The sequence below is a fragment of the Paenarthrobacter sp. DKR-5 genome, assembly GCF_018531425.1.
Classification (GTDB): domain Bacteria; phylum Actinomycetota; class Actinomycetes; order Actinomycetales; family Micrococcaceae; genus DKR-5.
Genome location: NZ_JAHBOI010000008.1, coordinates 1 through 13,248, shown reverse-complemented (window position 1 = coordinate 13,248; position 13,248 = coordinate 1). Strand labels below are relative to the sequence as shown.

The 13,248-nt window shown below is 67.6% G+C and carries 14 protein-coding genes; 5 read left to right on the top strand and 9 right to left on the bottom strand.

Features of this window, described 5'->3' with window-relative positions:
* Positions 1-16: 16 nt before the first annotated feature.
* The 4 genes from KIH31_RS15820 to KIH31_RS15805 form a co-directional block, all read right to left on the bottom strand.
* The gene (locus tag KIH31_RS15820; RefSeq protein WP_214428104.1) at positions 17-496 is read right to left on the bottom strand and encodes a cupredoxin domain-containing protein; all 480 of its coding nucleotides are present in this window, start codon (positions 494-496) and stop codon (positions 17-19) included.
* A gap of 64 nt (positions 497-560) precedes the next feature.
* On the bottom strand, positions 561-1,280 hold the full coding sequence (locus KIH31_RS15815; protein WP_307857681.1) for a class F sortase: 720 nt from the start codon (positions 1,278-1,280) through the stop codon (positions 561-563).
* Between the two features lie 21 nt (positions 1,281-1,301).
* The gene (locus KIH31_RS15810) at positions 1,302-2,063 is read right to left on the bottom strand and encodes a hypothetical protein (protein ID WP_214428103.1); all 762 of its coding nucleotides are present in this window, start codon (positions 2,061-2,063) and stop codon (positions 1,302-1,304) included.
* Between the two features lie 120 nt (positions 2,064-2,183).
* Entirely contained in the window at positions 2,184-2,801 is a 618-nt protein-coding gene (locus tag KIH31_RS15805; RefSeq protein WP_214428102.1) for a hypothetical protein, read from the bottom strand.
* Positions 2,802-3,008: 207 nt separating this feature from the next.
* Here KIH31_RS15805 and KIH31_RS15800 point away from each other — a divergent pair, with 207 nt between their 5' ends.
* Positions 3,009-3,674: a hypothetical protein gene (locus tag KIH31_RS15800; protein ID WP_214428101.1), complete on the top strand. Its 666-nt coding sequence runs from the start codon at positions 3,009-3,011 to the stop codon at positions 3,672-3,674.
* Positions 3,675-3,699: 25 nt separating this feature from the next.
* On the opposite strand, the gene KIH31_RS15795 is transcribed toward KIH31_RS15800, so the two are convergent.
* Complete coding sequence (locus tag KIH31_RS15795; protein WP_214428100.1) at positions 3,700-4,119, bottom strand: pyridoxamine 5'-phosphate oxidase family protein; 420 nt, start codon at positions 4,117-4,119, stop codon at positions 3,700-3,702.
* A 279-nt stretch (positions 4,120-4,398) separates the two neighbouring features.
* Between KIH31_RS15795 and KIH31_RS15790 the strand changes: the two genes are divergently transcribed.
* Positions 4,399-5,037 carry a hypothetical protein gene (locus KIH31_RS15790; RefSeq protein ID WP_307857680.1) on the top strand — a complete coding sequence of 213 codons (639 nt, stop codon included), beginning with the start codon at positions 4,399-4,401 and terminating at the stop codon, positions 5,035-5,037.
* 58 nt (positions 5,038-5,095) lie between these two features.
* On the opposite strand, the gene KIH31_RS15785 is transcribed toward KIH31_RS15790, so the two are convergent.
* The 4 genes from KIH31_RS15785 to KIH31_RS15770 are packed head-to-tail and all read right to left on the bottom strand — an operon-like array spanning position 5,096 to position 9,118.
* The gene (locus KIH31_RS15785; protein WP_284676038.1) at positions 5,096-5,863 is read right to left on the bottom strand and encodes an amino acid ABC transporter ATP-binding protein; all 768 of its coding nucleotides are present in this window, start codon (positions 5,861-5,863) and stop codon (positions 5,096-5,098) included.
* The gene (locus KIH31_RS15780; protein ID WP_214428099.1) at positions 5,860-6,849 is read right to left on the bottom strand and encodes an amino acid ABC transporter permease; all 990 of its coding nucleotides are present in this window, start codon (positions 6,847-6,849) and stop codon (positions 5,860-5,862) included. Before KIH31_RS15780 ends, KIH31_RS15785 begins: the two co-directional genes overlap by 4 nt.
* Before the next feature lie 6 nt (positions 6,850-6,855).
* Positions 6,856-7,773, bottom strand: a complete 918-nt coding sequence (locus KIH31_RS15775) for an ABC transporter substrate-binding protein (RefSeq protein ID WP_214428098.1) — start codon at positions 7,771-7,773, stop codon at positions 6,856-6,858.
* Between the two features lie 52 nt (positions 7,774-7,825).
* On the bottom strand, positions 7,826-9,118 hold the full coding sequence (locus KIH31_RS15770) for an alpha-hydroxy acid oxidase (protein ID WP_214428097.1): 1,293 nt from the start codon (positions 9,116-9,118) through the stop codon (positions 7,826-7,828).
* Between the two features lie 100 nt (positions 9,119-9,218).
* On the opposite strand from KIH31_RS15770, the gene KIH31_RS18435 reads away from it, so the two are divergent.
* From KIH31_RS18435 to KIH31_RS15755, 3 genes are all read left to right on the top strand, one after another.
* On the top strand, positions 9,219-10,889 hold the full coding sequence (locus KIH31_RS18435) for a CdaR family transcriptional regulator (RefSeq protein ID WP_214428096.1): 1,671 nt from the start codon (positions 9,219-9,221) through the stop codon (positions 10,887-10,889).
* Positions 10,890-10,949: 60 nt separating this feature from the next.
* On the top strand, positions 10,950-11,858 hold the full coding sequence (locus KIH31_RS15760) for a glycosidase (protein ID WP_214428095.1): 909 nt from the start codon (positions 10,950-10,952) through the stop codon (positions 11,856-11,858).
* A gap of 120 nt (positions 11,859-11,978) precedes the next feature.
* On the top strand, positions 11,979-12,836 hold the full coding sequence (locus tag KIH31_RS15755) for an NERD domain-containing protein (RefSeq protein WP_214428094.1): 858 nt from the start codon (positions 11,979-11,981) through the stop codon (positions 12,834-12,836).
* Positions 12,837-13,248: the final 412 nt, after the last annotated feature.

Genomic DNA, 13,248 nt, shown 5'->3' with positions numbered 1-13,248 from the left:
CGGCTCCCGCTCCGCGTCACTTCACGGTGAGGGTGCCGTGCATGTTCGAGTGGTACTTGCAGAAGAACGTGTAGGTCCCGGGCTTTGACGGCGCCGTGAACGTCACGCTTTGATCTCCCGGCGCAGTCACGTCGAAGGACTTGTCGTCCGCTGTCACGGTGTGCGTCTCCGGGTCCATGTTCATGACGGTCACGGTCGCGCCGGCCGGCACCTCCAGCTTGGAGTACCCGTAGTTCTTGATGTGGATCGTCAGGTCGGTCGTGGCCGATGACGATGACGATGACGGCGCCCCCGACGTGCTCATCGACATCGAACCCATCGAGGGGTCCATTGACGACGAGGCTGCGGCTGACGCAGCGGAAGAAGCAGGCGCCGAGGCTGTCGCCTGGACCGCCATCGTTGCGGATGTCCCGGAGCAGGCGCTGAGACCAAGGGCAGCAGCGCCGGCCAGGAGCGTGACCGCTGCAGCACGGGAGGCGTTTCGGGACAGGTTCATGACGCGTTCCAATCGGTAGGGGTGGATCCGCAGGGGACCGGCGCGGGAGGCGGCGGGCAAGCGGTCAGGCGGCGTGGTGCGAGACGAGGTGGGCGTACACCACGGTGTTGTCCAGGTACTCGCCGCTGGCGGGGTCGTAGCCGCCGCAGGTGATCAGCCGCAGTTCCGGCCGGTCCGCGTTGCGGTAGACCTTGACCGTCGGGAAGCTCGACTTGTGATAGACGTCCACGCGGTCCACGGTGAAGACGGCGATGGTGTGGTCCGCCCGGGTGACCGTGATCTGCTGGCCGGGCCGCATGTCGTGCAGCCGGTAGAAGACGCCGATCGGGCTCTGGGTGTTGTTGACGTGGCCGAGGATCACCGACGAACCGGTTTCACCCGGCGTCGGCGAGTACTTGTACCAGCCGGCGGGGGAGCCCGGTTCGCCCGGCGGGACCTGGACCTCGCCGTCGGCCTGCTGTCCCAGTTGCAGCAGCGGGGTGGAGAGGCCGATGGCCGGGGCCTGGACCGAGAGCGGCGTCGAGGCCTTCATGGCGATGCTGGGCTTCAGAGCCGGCGGGGTGGCGGCCTTGCTGCTTGGCGAGGCCGTGCCCGGCGCGGGGGAGGCCGACGTCGTCGCCGGCGCGGAAACTGCCACCGCCGCCGAAGCCGGACCGTCCCCGCGGGACTGGCCCGCATTCAGGCCCAGCCCGATGGTGGTGATGCCCCCGGCCAGGAGCAGGGCGGCCGCCGCGGACGCGAACACACGTCCGCGGCGGCCGTTGATCTCAGGTTTGGTAGTCACCTGGGTTCAAATCCCCTTGGCTCAGGCCTTGGTGGAGGCCATCTTGCGGCGAACCGCGAACGCAGCACCGGCTGCGGCGACGAGGCCACCACCGGCAGCGATCAGGCCCATGTCAGGACCCTGGTCCTGCGCCGGGGTGGTGATGCCGGTGCCCGGAGCACCCGCCGGCATGGCCATCAGGGTTCCGCAGGCGGCCGGGGAGGTCGCTGCCAGCGGCAGGGACGGCACCAGATCGCTCTTCTCCTTCTGCGCGCCGGCCGGCAGGGTTGCCGGGTCGAGGCCGTGGATCACGACGACGGCCTTGCCGCTCTTCAGCGACGCGACGGTCTTGGCATCCAGGGTGAAGGTGCGGTTGTAGTTGATGGTCGGGCCGGACGGCGCGGCGGTCAGGGTAAGGCCCGCGGCCGGGCTGGTGTCGCCGCTGGTGGAGAGCGTGGTGCCGATGCCGCCGTAAGCCGGGCCGCCTTCAGTGGTGCTGATGACGCCGTCCTTGTTCGTGTCAGCTGCGGGGGTGGGGCACATGCCCTGGCCTCCGATGTGGATGTGCTGCACGTGCGGGTAGGGCTTGCCGCCGAACGTGGCCGCCAGACCGGAGACCTGCTCGGAGACCGTGGCCTGGTCGCCATTGAGGGTGATCATCAGCGAGCCGGACGCGCTGCTGCCGTTGATGGACGCCAGGTTGGCCTGGTAGGTGGTGGTGTCCGCCGCCATGGCCGGGCTGCCCGAAAGGGCGAGGGCTCCGAGGGCGAGGGCGGGGGCAACGAGGAATGCTGACTTCTTCATGGGGTGGTTCCTCCAGGTGAGGGGCGGTCCGCAAGGGGCCCGCGTCGTGCCGATGAATCGTTCTGACACCCTTAGTTCGCTGTGTCCGGCATCACGGATGGGTGCCTGGGCAAACTTTTTTTATTCGCTCCAGCAGGCGATCACGTCGGTGGCCAGCTGGTAGGCGACGGCGCCCCGAGATACCCCGTGCGGCCCGACCGTGGCCGGCATCCAGGAAGTGTCGACGGTCAGCGTCATGTCGTCCTTGACGAAGACGACGATGCCGCCGGGGGTCTGCGCGGCGGGAAGCCCCAGGTTGCCCATCCCCTCGATCGGCTTCGCGCCCGGGAGGGTGGGCGTGTAGCCGGCGAAGTACGCTTTGGCGGCTGCAGCGCTCGCGGACTTCTTCACCGAGAGCACCATGACGCCGTCGGCGGTCTTGTAAGTGCAGCTGTAGATTCCGTTGTCTTCGGAGGGCGTGGTTGCCGGGAGCCCGGGTAGGCCGAGGATCTGCTGGGCCTTCTGCTTGATTTCGTCGCCGCACACCATCTTCACCGGGTCCCCGTCGGGGTGGGATTCCGCGGCTTTGGCGGTGGCAGACGTTGCGGACCCTGCCTGCGACGCGGAAGCTGTTGTCGAGGCGGAAGCCGTCGGCGTGGCGGCCGGGGCGGAGGCGTTCACCGCACATCCGGCCATGCCTGCCAGGAGGAAGGGCAGCAGCGCGAGCCCGGCCCATCGTTGTCTGCTGTTGCTCCCCATCAGGTGTCCCTTTCCGTCCACATCAAACCTATAGCTGTGGTTCGGCGCCGGAGCGGTGGCCGGATGGGCGTGGCCCCGCCAACTCTGCCCGCGGATCGCTCCGGGCGACCCCGGACGGCGCCGAAACGCAGGCCGGCGGCCCGTCCGCGGGCAGAGTTGGCTCGCCAGCACCTACCGCGGCGTGAAACCCGGTGGGACGATGGAGAAATGCAGCCCGTCCTCGACTTCGTTGGCCATTTCTGGTGGCTTGTCTTCCCGCTGAGCGGGGTAGCGGGCGGCTGGGCGCGGTCCTGGTCGCGGGCCAGCGAGCGGCGGCACCAGCGGAGGGTCGAGCTCTACAACCTGAAGAACCAGGCCCAGCAGTCCGAGCAGGTCCGCGTGGACGAGGTCCGCCGTCTGATGAACGCCCACGATGCGGTGAACAAGCGCTGGCTCGAGTACGAGCTGGACGTGGCCAAGCTGATCGACTTCCCAATGATGTCCGATGTGCGCGAACCGCTCACGGTGGGGTTCCTGCGGGCCAAGCGCGAGGCTGACGCCCTGCATCCGGATCAACCCGAAGAGCTTAGGGACAAGGCGGCGCTGGAACAGTACCGCTCCGCGGTCACGGCGTTCGAGGTTGCCTTCGACGTCGCCGAGCGCGAAGCCCGGCGGGTGAAGGACAGCAACTTCAGCGGGCCCGAGCGGCAGCGCCTGGCCACCGCGCGGCAGCTCTTGACGATCGCCGTCGATGAGGCCGCCACTCCGGCCGAGCGGCAGACGGCCTACAAACGCGCCCGGCGGGAACTGGACGGACTCATTGCCCTGCCGGACGCCGCGCTCGCTGCCCTGGAAGCAAAGGTCGCCCGGGCGCTCGGCAGCGCCCCGGCCTGAACGGCAGCCCGGCGCCGCGGAGAGGCTACTCCGGCTCCGGACCCACCGCGATCCGGCGGCCGGTGACGTTCGTCGGCTCGATTTCCACGAACACTCCCTTGTGCGTGGGAGTCCACGGCCGCAGCGGGAGCTGCCGCGCGGCGTCGATCTCGGCCTGCGTGTCCAGTTCCCGGGCCACGCCTTTGACGAGCACGCTCCACACCGAGTTGGCGGAACGGCCGTCGGTCTCGAAGGCCACGGTGTTGTTGATGGTGAGCTGCACGAGCTTGTCGCCCTGTGAGGTGCGCAGCAGGATCTTGCCGTCGTGGGCCAGGAAGTTCACGGGGTAAATCTCCGGCTGGTTCCGTACGCTCACGGCGAGCCGGCCCAGCGTCGACCCGAGGAGCAGGTCCCAGCATTCGGGCTCGTCGAGGATTACCACGGGGTGTTCCGCGTCAGGCAGCATGTCAATCCCTTTCGTGGCCGGCGCCGGTGCAACTGCAGTCAGCGCAGTTGGGATGACGCTAATGCAGCCAGGCCCCGAAGGATAGAGCCGATGGGCCCGCCCGCCTCCCGGAGCGGCAGGATTGCTTCCTGAATCCCGGCTGGGAAACTACCCGAGACGGCACCCTGCTTGGTGGGCTATAATGCCAGCAATCCACCCGCCGGCATCCGCCCGCAACTTGGACAGTGCTGTCCGCTTTTGCGCCGGATGCGCCTCGCTAGAAACTCGGAGGTCTCCGCCGTGGCCACGACACCCTCGACGCCGGAAACGCCCAACAATCCCGCCTCGCTCCACCAGCCCCTGCCCGAACTGCCCCAGTCCAAACTGGACCGTCCCGCCGCGCCCCGGTACGGACAGTTCGCCAATGCCGACGCGCACGGCATGATCCTGCTGCAGGAGATCCTGCTCGACGCCGGCGCTGCCCGCCAGGAAGCCCACGGCTTCAGGGCGGCCATGGAGAACGCGGCGCTGACCGTCCGCCGGCTGCTCGCCCTGCGCCTGTTCATCGCGATCGTGGCAATCGCGAACCTGCCGCTGTTCCTGATGTCCGACGGCTGGTTCGCCTACGCCGTCGCGCTCTCCGTCGTCGTCGCCGTGCACGCCGCCGTGTCCTGGCTGAACCGGCACGAAGCCCGGCTCAAGCTGCGCGGCAGCCAGGACGTGGTGAAGCTGCGCGAACGCAGCGACAACTACCGCAAGGTCCGCGACGCCGTGAAGCACGTCATCGACGTCCCCGCCCGCATGAACGAAGCGCTCTACCTGGACCTGCTCGCCGGCAAGCGCATCGCCGTCAACGTCGCCGCCGGAATCGTGGCGCTGCTGGATACCAGCGACGACGCCAGCTGGAAGGTGCGCATCGTCCGGGAGATGGCGGTCTAAGCCCCCGGCGGCCGCCCTCCTGGCCGTCTAAGCCCCCGGCCACCGCGCCGGACCAGCCCTACAGCACCTTCGAGAGGAACGCCTTCGTTCGTTCGTGCTGCGGGTTGGTGAGCACCTCGCGCGGGTTGCCGGATTCGACGACGACGCCTCCGTCCATGAAGACGAGCGAGTTCGCGACCTCGCGGGCGAAGCCCATTTCGTGGGTGACCACGATCATGGTCATGCCGCTGCGGGCGAGCTCCTTCATCACGTCGAGGACCTCGCCCACCAGCTCTGGGTCCAGGGCGCTGGTCGGCTCGTCGAACAGCATCAGCTTCGGCTCCATCGCCAGCGCCCGCGCAATTGCCACGCGCTGCTGCTGGCCGCCGGAGAGGTGCGCCGGGTACTCGTTCGCCTTGTCGGCCAGCCCGACCCGGTCCATGAGCTCCAGCGCCTTCGCCGACGCGTCAGCCTTGGAGGTTCCCTTCACCTTCATGGGCGCCAGGATGATGTTCTCCAGCGCGGTCAGGTGCGGGAACAGGTTGAAGCGCTGGAACACCATGCCGATGTCGCGGCGCTGGTAGGCGGCCTCCTTGGGCTTGAGCTCGTAGAGCTTGCCGGCCTTCTCGCGGTAGCCCACCAGTTGGCCCTCCACCGAGAGGCGCCCGGCGTCGACCCGGTCCAGGTGGTTGATGCAGCGCAGGAACGTGGACTTGCCGGAGCCGCTGGGCCCGACGATGCACAGCACCTCGCCGGGATCCACCTTGAGGCTGATGCTGCGCAGCACCCGGTTGGTGCCGAAGCTCTTGGACACGCGGTCCGCGAGCACCATGGGTTGGTCGCTCATCCCTTGCCTCCTGGTTCGTTGCCGGTCGGTGCCTCGGTGACCGCCGCCGTCGTGCCCACGCCCGCAAAGGACGACGGTTTGGCCGCCCGGCGCTGGCCGGAGCCGCGGGAAAACCGCTTCTCAATGAAGTACTGGCCCACCATCAGGATCGAGGTGAACAGCAGGTACCAGAGGGAAGCGACGATGAGCAGCGGCACCGGGGTGAACGTGACGGCGGAGATGCCTCGGGACACCCCGTACAGGTCGATGCTCAGCGGGATGGCTGCCACCAGCGAGGTGGTCTTCAGCATGGAGATGATCTCGTTGCCGGTCGGCGGGATGATGACGCGCATAGCCTGCGGAACGACGACGTAGCGCATGGTCTGCCCCCACGACATGGCCAAGGCGCGGGAGGCTTCCTCCTGGCCCCGGTCCACGGCCAGCAGACCCGCCCTGACGATCTCGGACATGTAGGACGCCTCGTTCAGGCCCAGCCCGATGACGGCGGTGATGAACAGGTTGGTGAAGACCCCGTTGGGGATCGATATCCAGGGCGTCGTGAACGGGATGCCGATGGTGATCACCGGGTAGATCAGCGCCATGATGCCCCAGAAGACCAGCTGCACATACACGGGCGTGCCGCGGAAGATCCAGATGTACAGCCACGCGATGCTCTTCAGCACCGGGTTGGGGGAGAGACGCATGATCGCCAGGACCAGGCCCAGCACGATGGCGATGACCATCGCGTACACCGTCAGCTGCAGGGTGACGAGGGCGGCGGCGCTGATGCGCTTGTCGAAGATGTACTTGCCGACGTCGGCCCAGCCGTAGTCCTCGCGCTGGGCGGCGTCGATGATGAACACCGCCAGCATCAGAACGAGGATGACCGCGGCGAGGTTGCGCCACGGGTGGCGAAGCGGAATGGCCTTGATCGCTTCGCCTTCCTGCCCGGCCGCGAGCGGCTCAGCCTCTGCTGCGCCCGTGCGGCCGGGGTCCCGGGGAGTCATCAGTGCTTAGCCTTTCGACGCGATGTTGATGGTGGCCGTCTTGACCCCGCCGCTCTCGACGCCCCACTTGGAAAGGATCTTCTGGTAGGAACCGTCGTCGATCAGGGCCTGCAGAGCCTTCTGCAGCACCGGCTCGAACGGGCTGTTCTTGGCGACCGGCATGCCGTACGGTGCCACCTCGAATGCGTCGCCGGCGGTCTGCAGCTTACCCTTCGTCTGCGAGATCGCGTAGAGGGTCACGGGCGAATCCGCGCTCATCGCGTCGACCTGGCCGACGGCGAGGGCATTCGTGGCCTGGTCCTGGGTGTCGAACTTGAAGATCGAGATGGCGGGCTTGCCGGCGTCGGTGCAGGCCTTGGACTTGGCGGGCACCTCGTGGGTGTCCTCGTAGGTGGTCGCCTGGACCGCCACCTTGAGCCCGCAGGCGTTCTTCGGGTCCACGGTCTTGCCGGCGGGGGAGGCCCACTGGATGCCGGCGGAGAAGTAGTTGACGAAGTCGACCTGCTTCTCCCGCTCGACCGTGTCGCTGAAGGAGGACATGCCCATGTCGTCCTTGCCGGCCTTCACCGCGGGCAGGATGTTGTCGAAGGTGCCGATGTCGAAATTGACCTTGAGGCCCAGCTTCTGGCCCAGCGCGTTGGTCAGGTCCACGGACCAGCCGGCGGGCGCCCCGTTCGGGTCCTTGAATTCGTTCGGCGGGTAGTTGTTGGCCATGCCGACGTTGAGCGTTCCGGAGCTCTTGATCTTGTCCGGCAGCTGGGCGGCGAGCGAGTCGTCCTTCTTCACGGTCACCGTGTCCGCGGAACCGGACGCTCCGGCCGAGCCGGTCGGGTTGCCAGAGGAGGATCCGCTGTTGTCCACGCACCCGGTCAGGAGCAGGGCGGCCGCCGCGGTGAGGGCTGGAACTGTGTAGCTGAGGCGCATTGGGTGTCCTTTGTCTTGAAACTGTTGCTGCGAAATTCCTACTGCCTGATTCCTACTGCGTGGCCGTGGATACCAGTGTGGCGTGTTGAGTGCCGGCCGGGTGCTCATTGGTCGACGGCGTGGCGTGCCGAAGGTCGCGCACGACTTCCGTGCCCCTCGCCTGCAGTTCGGCCACCGTCGAGACGCCGACCAGCGTCATCGTCCGGCGCAGTTCCTCGGCGAAGATCTCGATGACCCGGCTCACGCCGGCCGAGCCGGCGGCCACCAGGCCGTACAGGTAGGGCCGGCCGATCGAGCACGCGTCGGCGCCGAGGGCCAGGGCCTTGACGACGTCGGTGCCGCGGCGGATGCCGGAATCGACATAGATCTCGATTCCGTCGCCCACCTGCTGGCGGGCTTCCTGCAGTACGTCCATCGGGCTGAGCATGTGGTCCAGCTGCCGGCCGCCGTGGTTGCTTAGCTGCACGGCGTCCAGGCCGACGTCGGCCGCGCGGGCGACGTCCTTCGGGTTCACGCAGCCCTTGAGGACGATCCTGCCGTCCCACGCCTCGCGGAGCGACTCGAGCTCGGCCCAGCCGCTGCTCGAGTCCGAGTGGCCCAGGATCTGCTGCCACATGGTCGGGGTGACCGTCGGGTTTGAGCCCTGCGGGGACAGGTTCGGGAAGCTGAGCCCGTCGGCGCGCAGGAAGTTGGCCCACCAGCCCGGGCGGCTGGCAATGTCGATCAGGGTGGACAGGGTCAGGCTGGGCGGGGCGGTGAAGCCGTTGCGCAGGTCCCGCTCCCGGGAGCCGAGCGCCCGGGTGTCCACGCCCACGATGAGCGTGGTGAAGCCGGCCGCCTTGCAGCGCGCGAGTTTCTCGTCCCGGGCCGCGGGGGTGCCGGACAGGCCGAAGTTGAACCAGCGGTCCAGCTGCGGGAAGTGCCCGGCGATGGATTCCATCGCCACCGTGCTCATGCCGGCCAGTCCGTACGGGATACCGGCGGCTGCTGCGGCCCCGGCGACCGCCAGTTCGCCCTCCGGGTGGAAGAGCCGGGTGGCGCCGGTCGGGGTGAGCGTGATCGGCAGCGCGCTGTGCTTGCCGAGGATGGTCGTGGTCGTGTCCGGCCCGTCGACGGGTCCCCACGTCGGCATCAGGCCCCAGGCCTCGAACGCCTCGCGGTTGCGGCGCAGGGTGACCTCGTCCTCGGAACCGCCGTCGAGGTAGTCGAAGATCCCGGCGGGGAGCACGCGGCGGGCAGCGGCGCGGAACTCGGCCACGTTGTAGGCGTTGGCCAGCACCCTGCGCTGCCTGGAGAGCACAGGTGCCTTGACCTGCACCAGCTGCCTGATATCGCTGACCTTCACGTGGCGCCTTTCGGGTTATGCCGATTTTGTTCAGGCCAAGCCTAGAATCGGATCACCCGGGCGGCTATGGACCCGGGGACGAACAAGGGACCTTCTGATTGTGATCTCCTACCAAGAGCCGGACGGCAGCCGGCCGACGGCGGCGCGGGACGCGGCCGACGGCGGTGAACGGCTCCCCACCGTGGATTCGATGAGCAGGCTCATCGGGTCCGAGCTGGTCAGCCTGGTCGAGGCCGCCGACGTCGGGCACCGCTGCGTCTCCGGGTCCGTGCTCTACGACCCGAACGCGCAGCCCACCCCCTTCCCGGGTGCCGTGGCGCTTGGCATCGGGCTCTCCCTCTCCGGCAAGCGGCTCAAACCGCGGCTGGAGGAACTGGAGAAGGCCGGCTACGTGGGGCTGGTGTACAAGGCCAACGGGGACTCCGACGAACTGCTGCGGAACACCGCCCGGGCCGCTGGACTTGCGCTGTTCCGCGCGTCGGACTCCGCCCCCTGGAACCAGGTAGCGGAAATCATTGACGCCGCGATTGCCCCGCACCGGGCCTCCGGCCGGACGCTCGTGGACATCAGGCCGGGGGATTTGTTCGACCTGGCCAACACCGTGGCCGCGCTCGCCGGCGGTGCGATCGCCATCGCCGATCCAGAGCAGACCATCCTCGCCTACTCCACTCTGCCGGACCAGCCCATCGACGACACCCGGCGCAACTCCATCCTGCGGCTGCACGTCCCGCAGACCGAGCAGAATGACGTCGACTACCGGCGGGTGCACGCCGCCTCTGACGTGATCGACGTCGTCACCGAGGAACCCGGGCTCAGGCGCTGCGCCGTCGCCATCCGCGCCGGGGATACGGTGCTCGGTTCGCTCTGGCTGCTCACCGCGGCGGAGAGCATCGGCGCGGACACCGCCCGCGTGATGCGGGAAGCCGCCAACGTCGCCGCCCTGCACCTGCTGCACCGGCGGACGGCGTATGTCTCCAACCTGACCCGGCAGGTGGACCTGGTGAAACCGCTGCTCTTCGAGCCCGAGCAGGCGGAGGTCGCCGCGCTCAAACTCGGCATCTCCGCAGCGTCGGTCCGCATCGCGGCTGTCAGCTCCTGGCCCCCGCAGCCCGGCGCGCTCGAGACCCTGCAGTCCCGGCTGCGCCTGTTCGACGTCGTCCGCACCGCGTGCGCCGTCCGGCTCCCGGCCGCCGTCTGCGGGCTGGCCGACAACATCGTCTACATCGTCCTGCCGCAGACCGCCGACTTCTCGCCGCGCTTCCACCACGACGCCATCCTCCGGGTCGTGCAGAACGCCGCCCGGCTGCTCTCCCGGCCCGTCGTCGCCGGTATCGGCCGTTCGGCGCCGCTGGGCAGGCTGGAACAGTCCCGCACCGGGGCCGAGGTGGTGCTCGGGGAGCTGTTCCGGGACCTGGACGAAGGGCGCATCACCCCCGACTCCAGCGGAGTCGTCGCGGACCAGGAGTCCCTCGGATCCCGGCTGCACCTGCGGCAGATCGTCATGGAACTCCAGAAAGCCGGGCACCTCCCCGGGGACCACGCCATGGCTATCGCCGAGTACGACGCGGCCCACAAGACCTCCTTCGAGGAATCCCTGCGCACCTACCTCGACGCCGGCGGCAACGCCATCGAGGTCGCGAAACAGCTCGGCCTGCACGTGAACACCGTCCGCTACCGGCTCTCCCGGATCAAACCCCTCTTCGGCATCGACCTCGACGACGCCGAGACCCGGCTGCTGGTGTGGCTGCAGCTCTGGGGCAGACACAACTAGTGCCCGGTGGCGGGCGGTCGGTAAGCTTCCCAGAGATCAGGCGGAGCTGGAAGGACGGCCATGGGCACGGAACTGGCAGAAAATACAGACCTTCGGCTGAAAGCGGTGCTTGAGATCCTCGCCGCGGCGGTTTGGGCGGGGGAGAGCCCCAACGCCGGCATGGTCCTGGCGGAGGCCCTGACCCGAGTCCCGCCGAACGAGAAGGAACGCGAGCTCCTCAGCGGCGGCATTCCGCGCGGGCACAAGAACCTCACCGCCGCCACCGCCAGGCTCGTGAAAGCCGGCTGGCTCAGCAAAGGCAAAGGCGGCTGGGCCATCACCGACGACGGACTGCGCGCCATCGTCACCTTCCGGGATCCGGCGGCGTTCGCCGCTGCGCTTGCCGAGGGAAGGCCGGTGCCGGAGGACGTTGCCGTGCCGACCAAGGCACCTCGCGGATTCCTGCCCAAGGCCCCGGCGAAGCGGACGGATCGGGTGAAGGAAGCTGCTCCGGTTGCGGGGACTGAGGAGGCCGAAGCCGCAGAGGCTTCGCCGGTTGGTGTCGCCGCGGAGGTCCCGGAGAAACCGGCCGCGCGGCGCCGGAGCCGAAAGGCTACCGCCGCCACAGGCGCACCCACCGAGACCGTCGCAGAGGTGGAAGCGCCCGCTGCTGCGGCAGCCGAGACCTTCCGGCAGCCTGACGCCGTCGCCATAGCTGGAGACTTCGGAAAGCTCCTTGGCGCCCCGGAAGACTGGGCGCCCCAGTACGACGAAGTCCAAATGGCCTTCGACCCCGCCGACCAGCTTTGGAAGCTCACAGCCGACCTCCCCGCCGGTTTCTACCAATACAAAGTTGCCCTGAACCGATCCTGGGACGAGAACTACGGCGCCTTTGGCATCAGGGAGGGCGCGAACCACGAACTGCACCACGGGGGCGGGGAACTCACGATCCGATACGACCAGCGGATAAGGGACGTCACCTCGGGCTGACTGGTGGCTGTGGCGATTGAGAACGGTACGCAACCCGTCAGTCCCTCCTCGAAGTTGATCCCGTAGAGTGATCCTGGCCTGCGATGGTTTGCGGGCAAGGTCTCAACCTGGGGGAAAAGAATGACGGCGGGGGACGGTGCCGCGGAGCAGGCGCGCTTGGCAGCAGAGCGCGTGGAGCGCTTACGGCGGGAACTCGAAAGGGCGGAGCGCCAGCAGCGCGCATGGGCTGCAGGAGCGGCGGGCGAAGCAATCGTCGCTCGAAAACTCGCTGAACTGGAGCCGCTCGGATGGCTGGCGCTGCATGACGTCCACTGGCCCGGAAGGCCCCAGGCCAATCTCGATCACGTGCTCGTCGGACCGGGTGGAGTCGTCGTCATCGACGCGAAGAACTGGTCCGGGGAGGTTCATCTGCGCAACGGGGTTCTCTACCAAGGTATCTACACCAGGGAACGGGACACATCCGGTGCCCTGCGACAGGCAGCGTCCTTGGCGGTTCTTTTGGAACCACCTCATCGCCATCTCGTTCAAGCCTGGCTGTGTATGGTGAGGCAGCCCGACATGCGTGCGGTGACCAGTACCGGTGTAAAAATCTACGGCGTCGACTCGCTGCCTGATGCGGTAGCAGCGCTTCCTGCGATCCTTGACGCAGCTGCCGTGAAAGTCTTGTACGACTACCTCTCACGCCTGCTTGCTGGACCGACCAGCCCCGGCATTCTCACCACAGCGTCCTTTGAGAGAGTGGGGAAACAATCAGCCTTACCCGGTCGGGGAAAGCATGCGGTGAGGCGACCAGATCGCGCAACGCGCGTCCTGGTCGGCTGCCTCGGCGTGGTTGTGTCTCTGTTCTTGCTTCTGCTAGCGGTGTCCTTAGCTGTAGGCGTTTTCGCTGGTCTTACGCACCCGTCGCCGGCAATACCGTCACGGCCTAATCCTGCGATGACCCACGCGGTCCCTTCCATACGGCCAAGCTCGAAGTAGCCAGTTCAATTGCGGCCTTCTTCGCCTGTGCGCGGGCCAAGCGTTCTCGGGTCGCGCGTAGATTGGTTACCTGGGGTAGGAACTGCTAGAACTAATGCAGCACTCACCAGTGCTCTGGCTCACATCTTTTTCTCTGGGGGAACAAATGAATAAGAAGGCTTATTCTTCGCTGTTTGCCGCCATCGTTGCGGTCCTGTTATCGGCATGCGGAGGGGGTGCTGCAGCGTCGTCCGCGGGCTCGGGCCTGCCGACAGCTACAGTTAGCTCCTCGCCTTCCGAGACAGCTGATTGGGCCCCCGTTAGCAGTCCAGCGTCTATGCGATAGCTAATTGGTTTTCTTGCGTCCAGGTTTCCCAGTAGCGTTTCGGCGTCATGCCGTTCAGGGATCCGTGCGGCCGTTCATGATTGTAGA

Coding starts and splice junctions, on each gene's coding strand:
- KIH31_RS15810 (WP_214428103.1), bottom strand. CDS start 2,063: ATGAAGAAGTCAGCATTCCTCGTTGCCCCCGCCCTCGCCCTCGGAGCC.
- KIH31_RS15820 (WP_214428104.1), bottom strand. CDS start 496: ATGAACCTGTCCCGAAACGCCTCCCGTGCTGCAGCGGTCACGCTCCTG.
- KIH31_RS15775 (WP_214428098.1), bottom strand. CDS start 7,773: ATGCGCCTCAGCTACACAGTTCCAGCCCTCACCGCGGCGGCCGCCCTG.
- KIH31_RS15755 (WP_214428094.1), top strand. CDS start 11,979: ATGACGGCGGGGGACGGTGCCGCGGAGCAGGCGCGCTTGGCAGCAGAG.
- KIH31_RS15780 (WP_214428099.1), bottom strand. CDS start 6,849: ATGACTCCCCGGGACCCCGGCCGCACGGGCGCAGCAGAGGCTGAGCCG.
- KIH31_RS15760 (WP_214428095.1), top strand. CDS start 10,950: ATGGGCACGGAACTGGCAGAAAATACAGACCTTCGGCTGAAAGCGGTG.
- KIH31_RS15800 (WP_214428101.1), top strand. CDS start 3,009: ATGCAGCCCGTCCTCGACTTCGTTGGCCATTTCTGGTGGCTTGTCTTC.
- KIH31_RS15795 (WP_214428100.1), bottom strand. CDS start 4,119: ATGCTGCCTGACGCGGAACACCCCGTGGTAATCCTCGACGAGCCCGAA.
- KIH31_RS15805 (WP_214428102.1), bottom strand. CDS start 2,801: ATGGGGAGCAACAGCAGACAACGATGGGCCGGGCTCGCGCTGCTGCCC.
- KIH31_RS15785 (WP_284676038.1), bottom strand. CDS start 5,863: ATGAGCGACCAACCCATGGTGCTCGCGGACCGCGTGTCCAAGAGCTTC.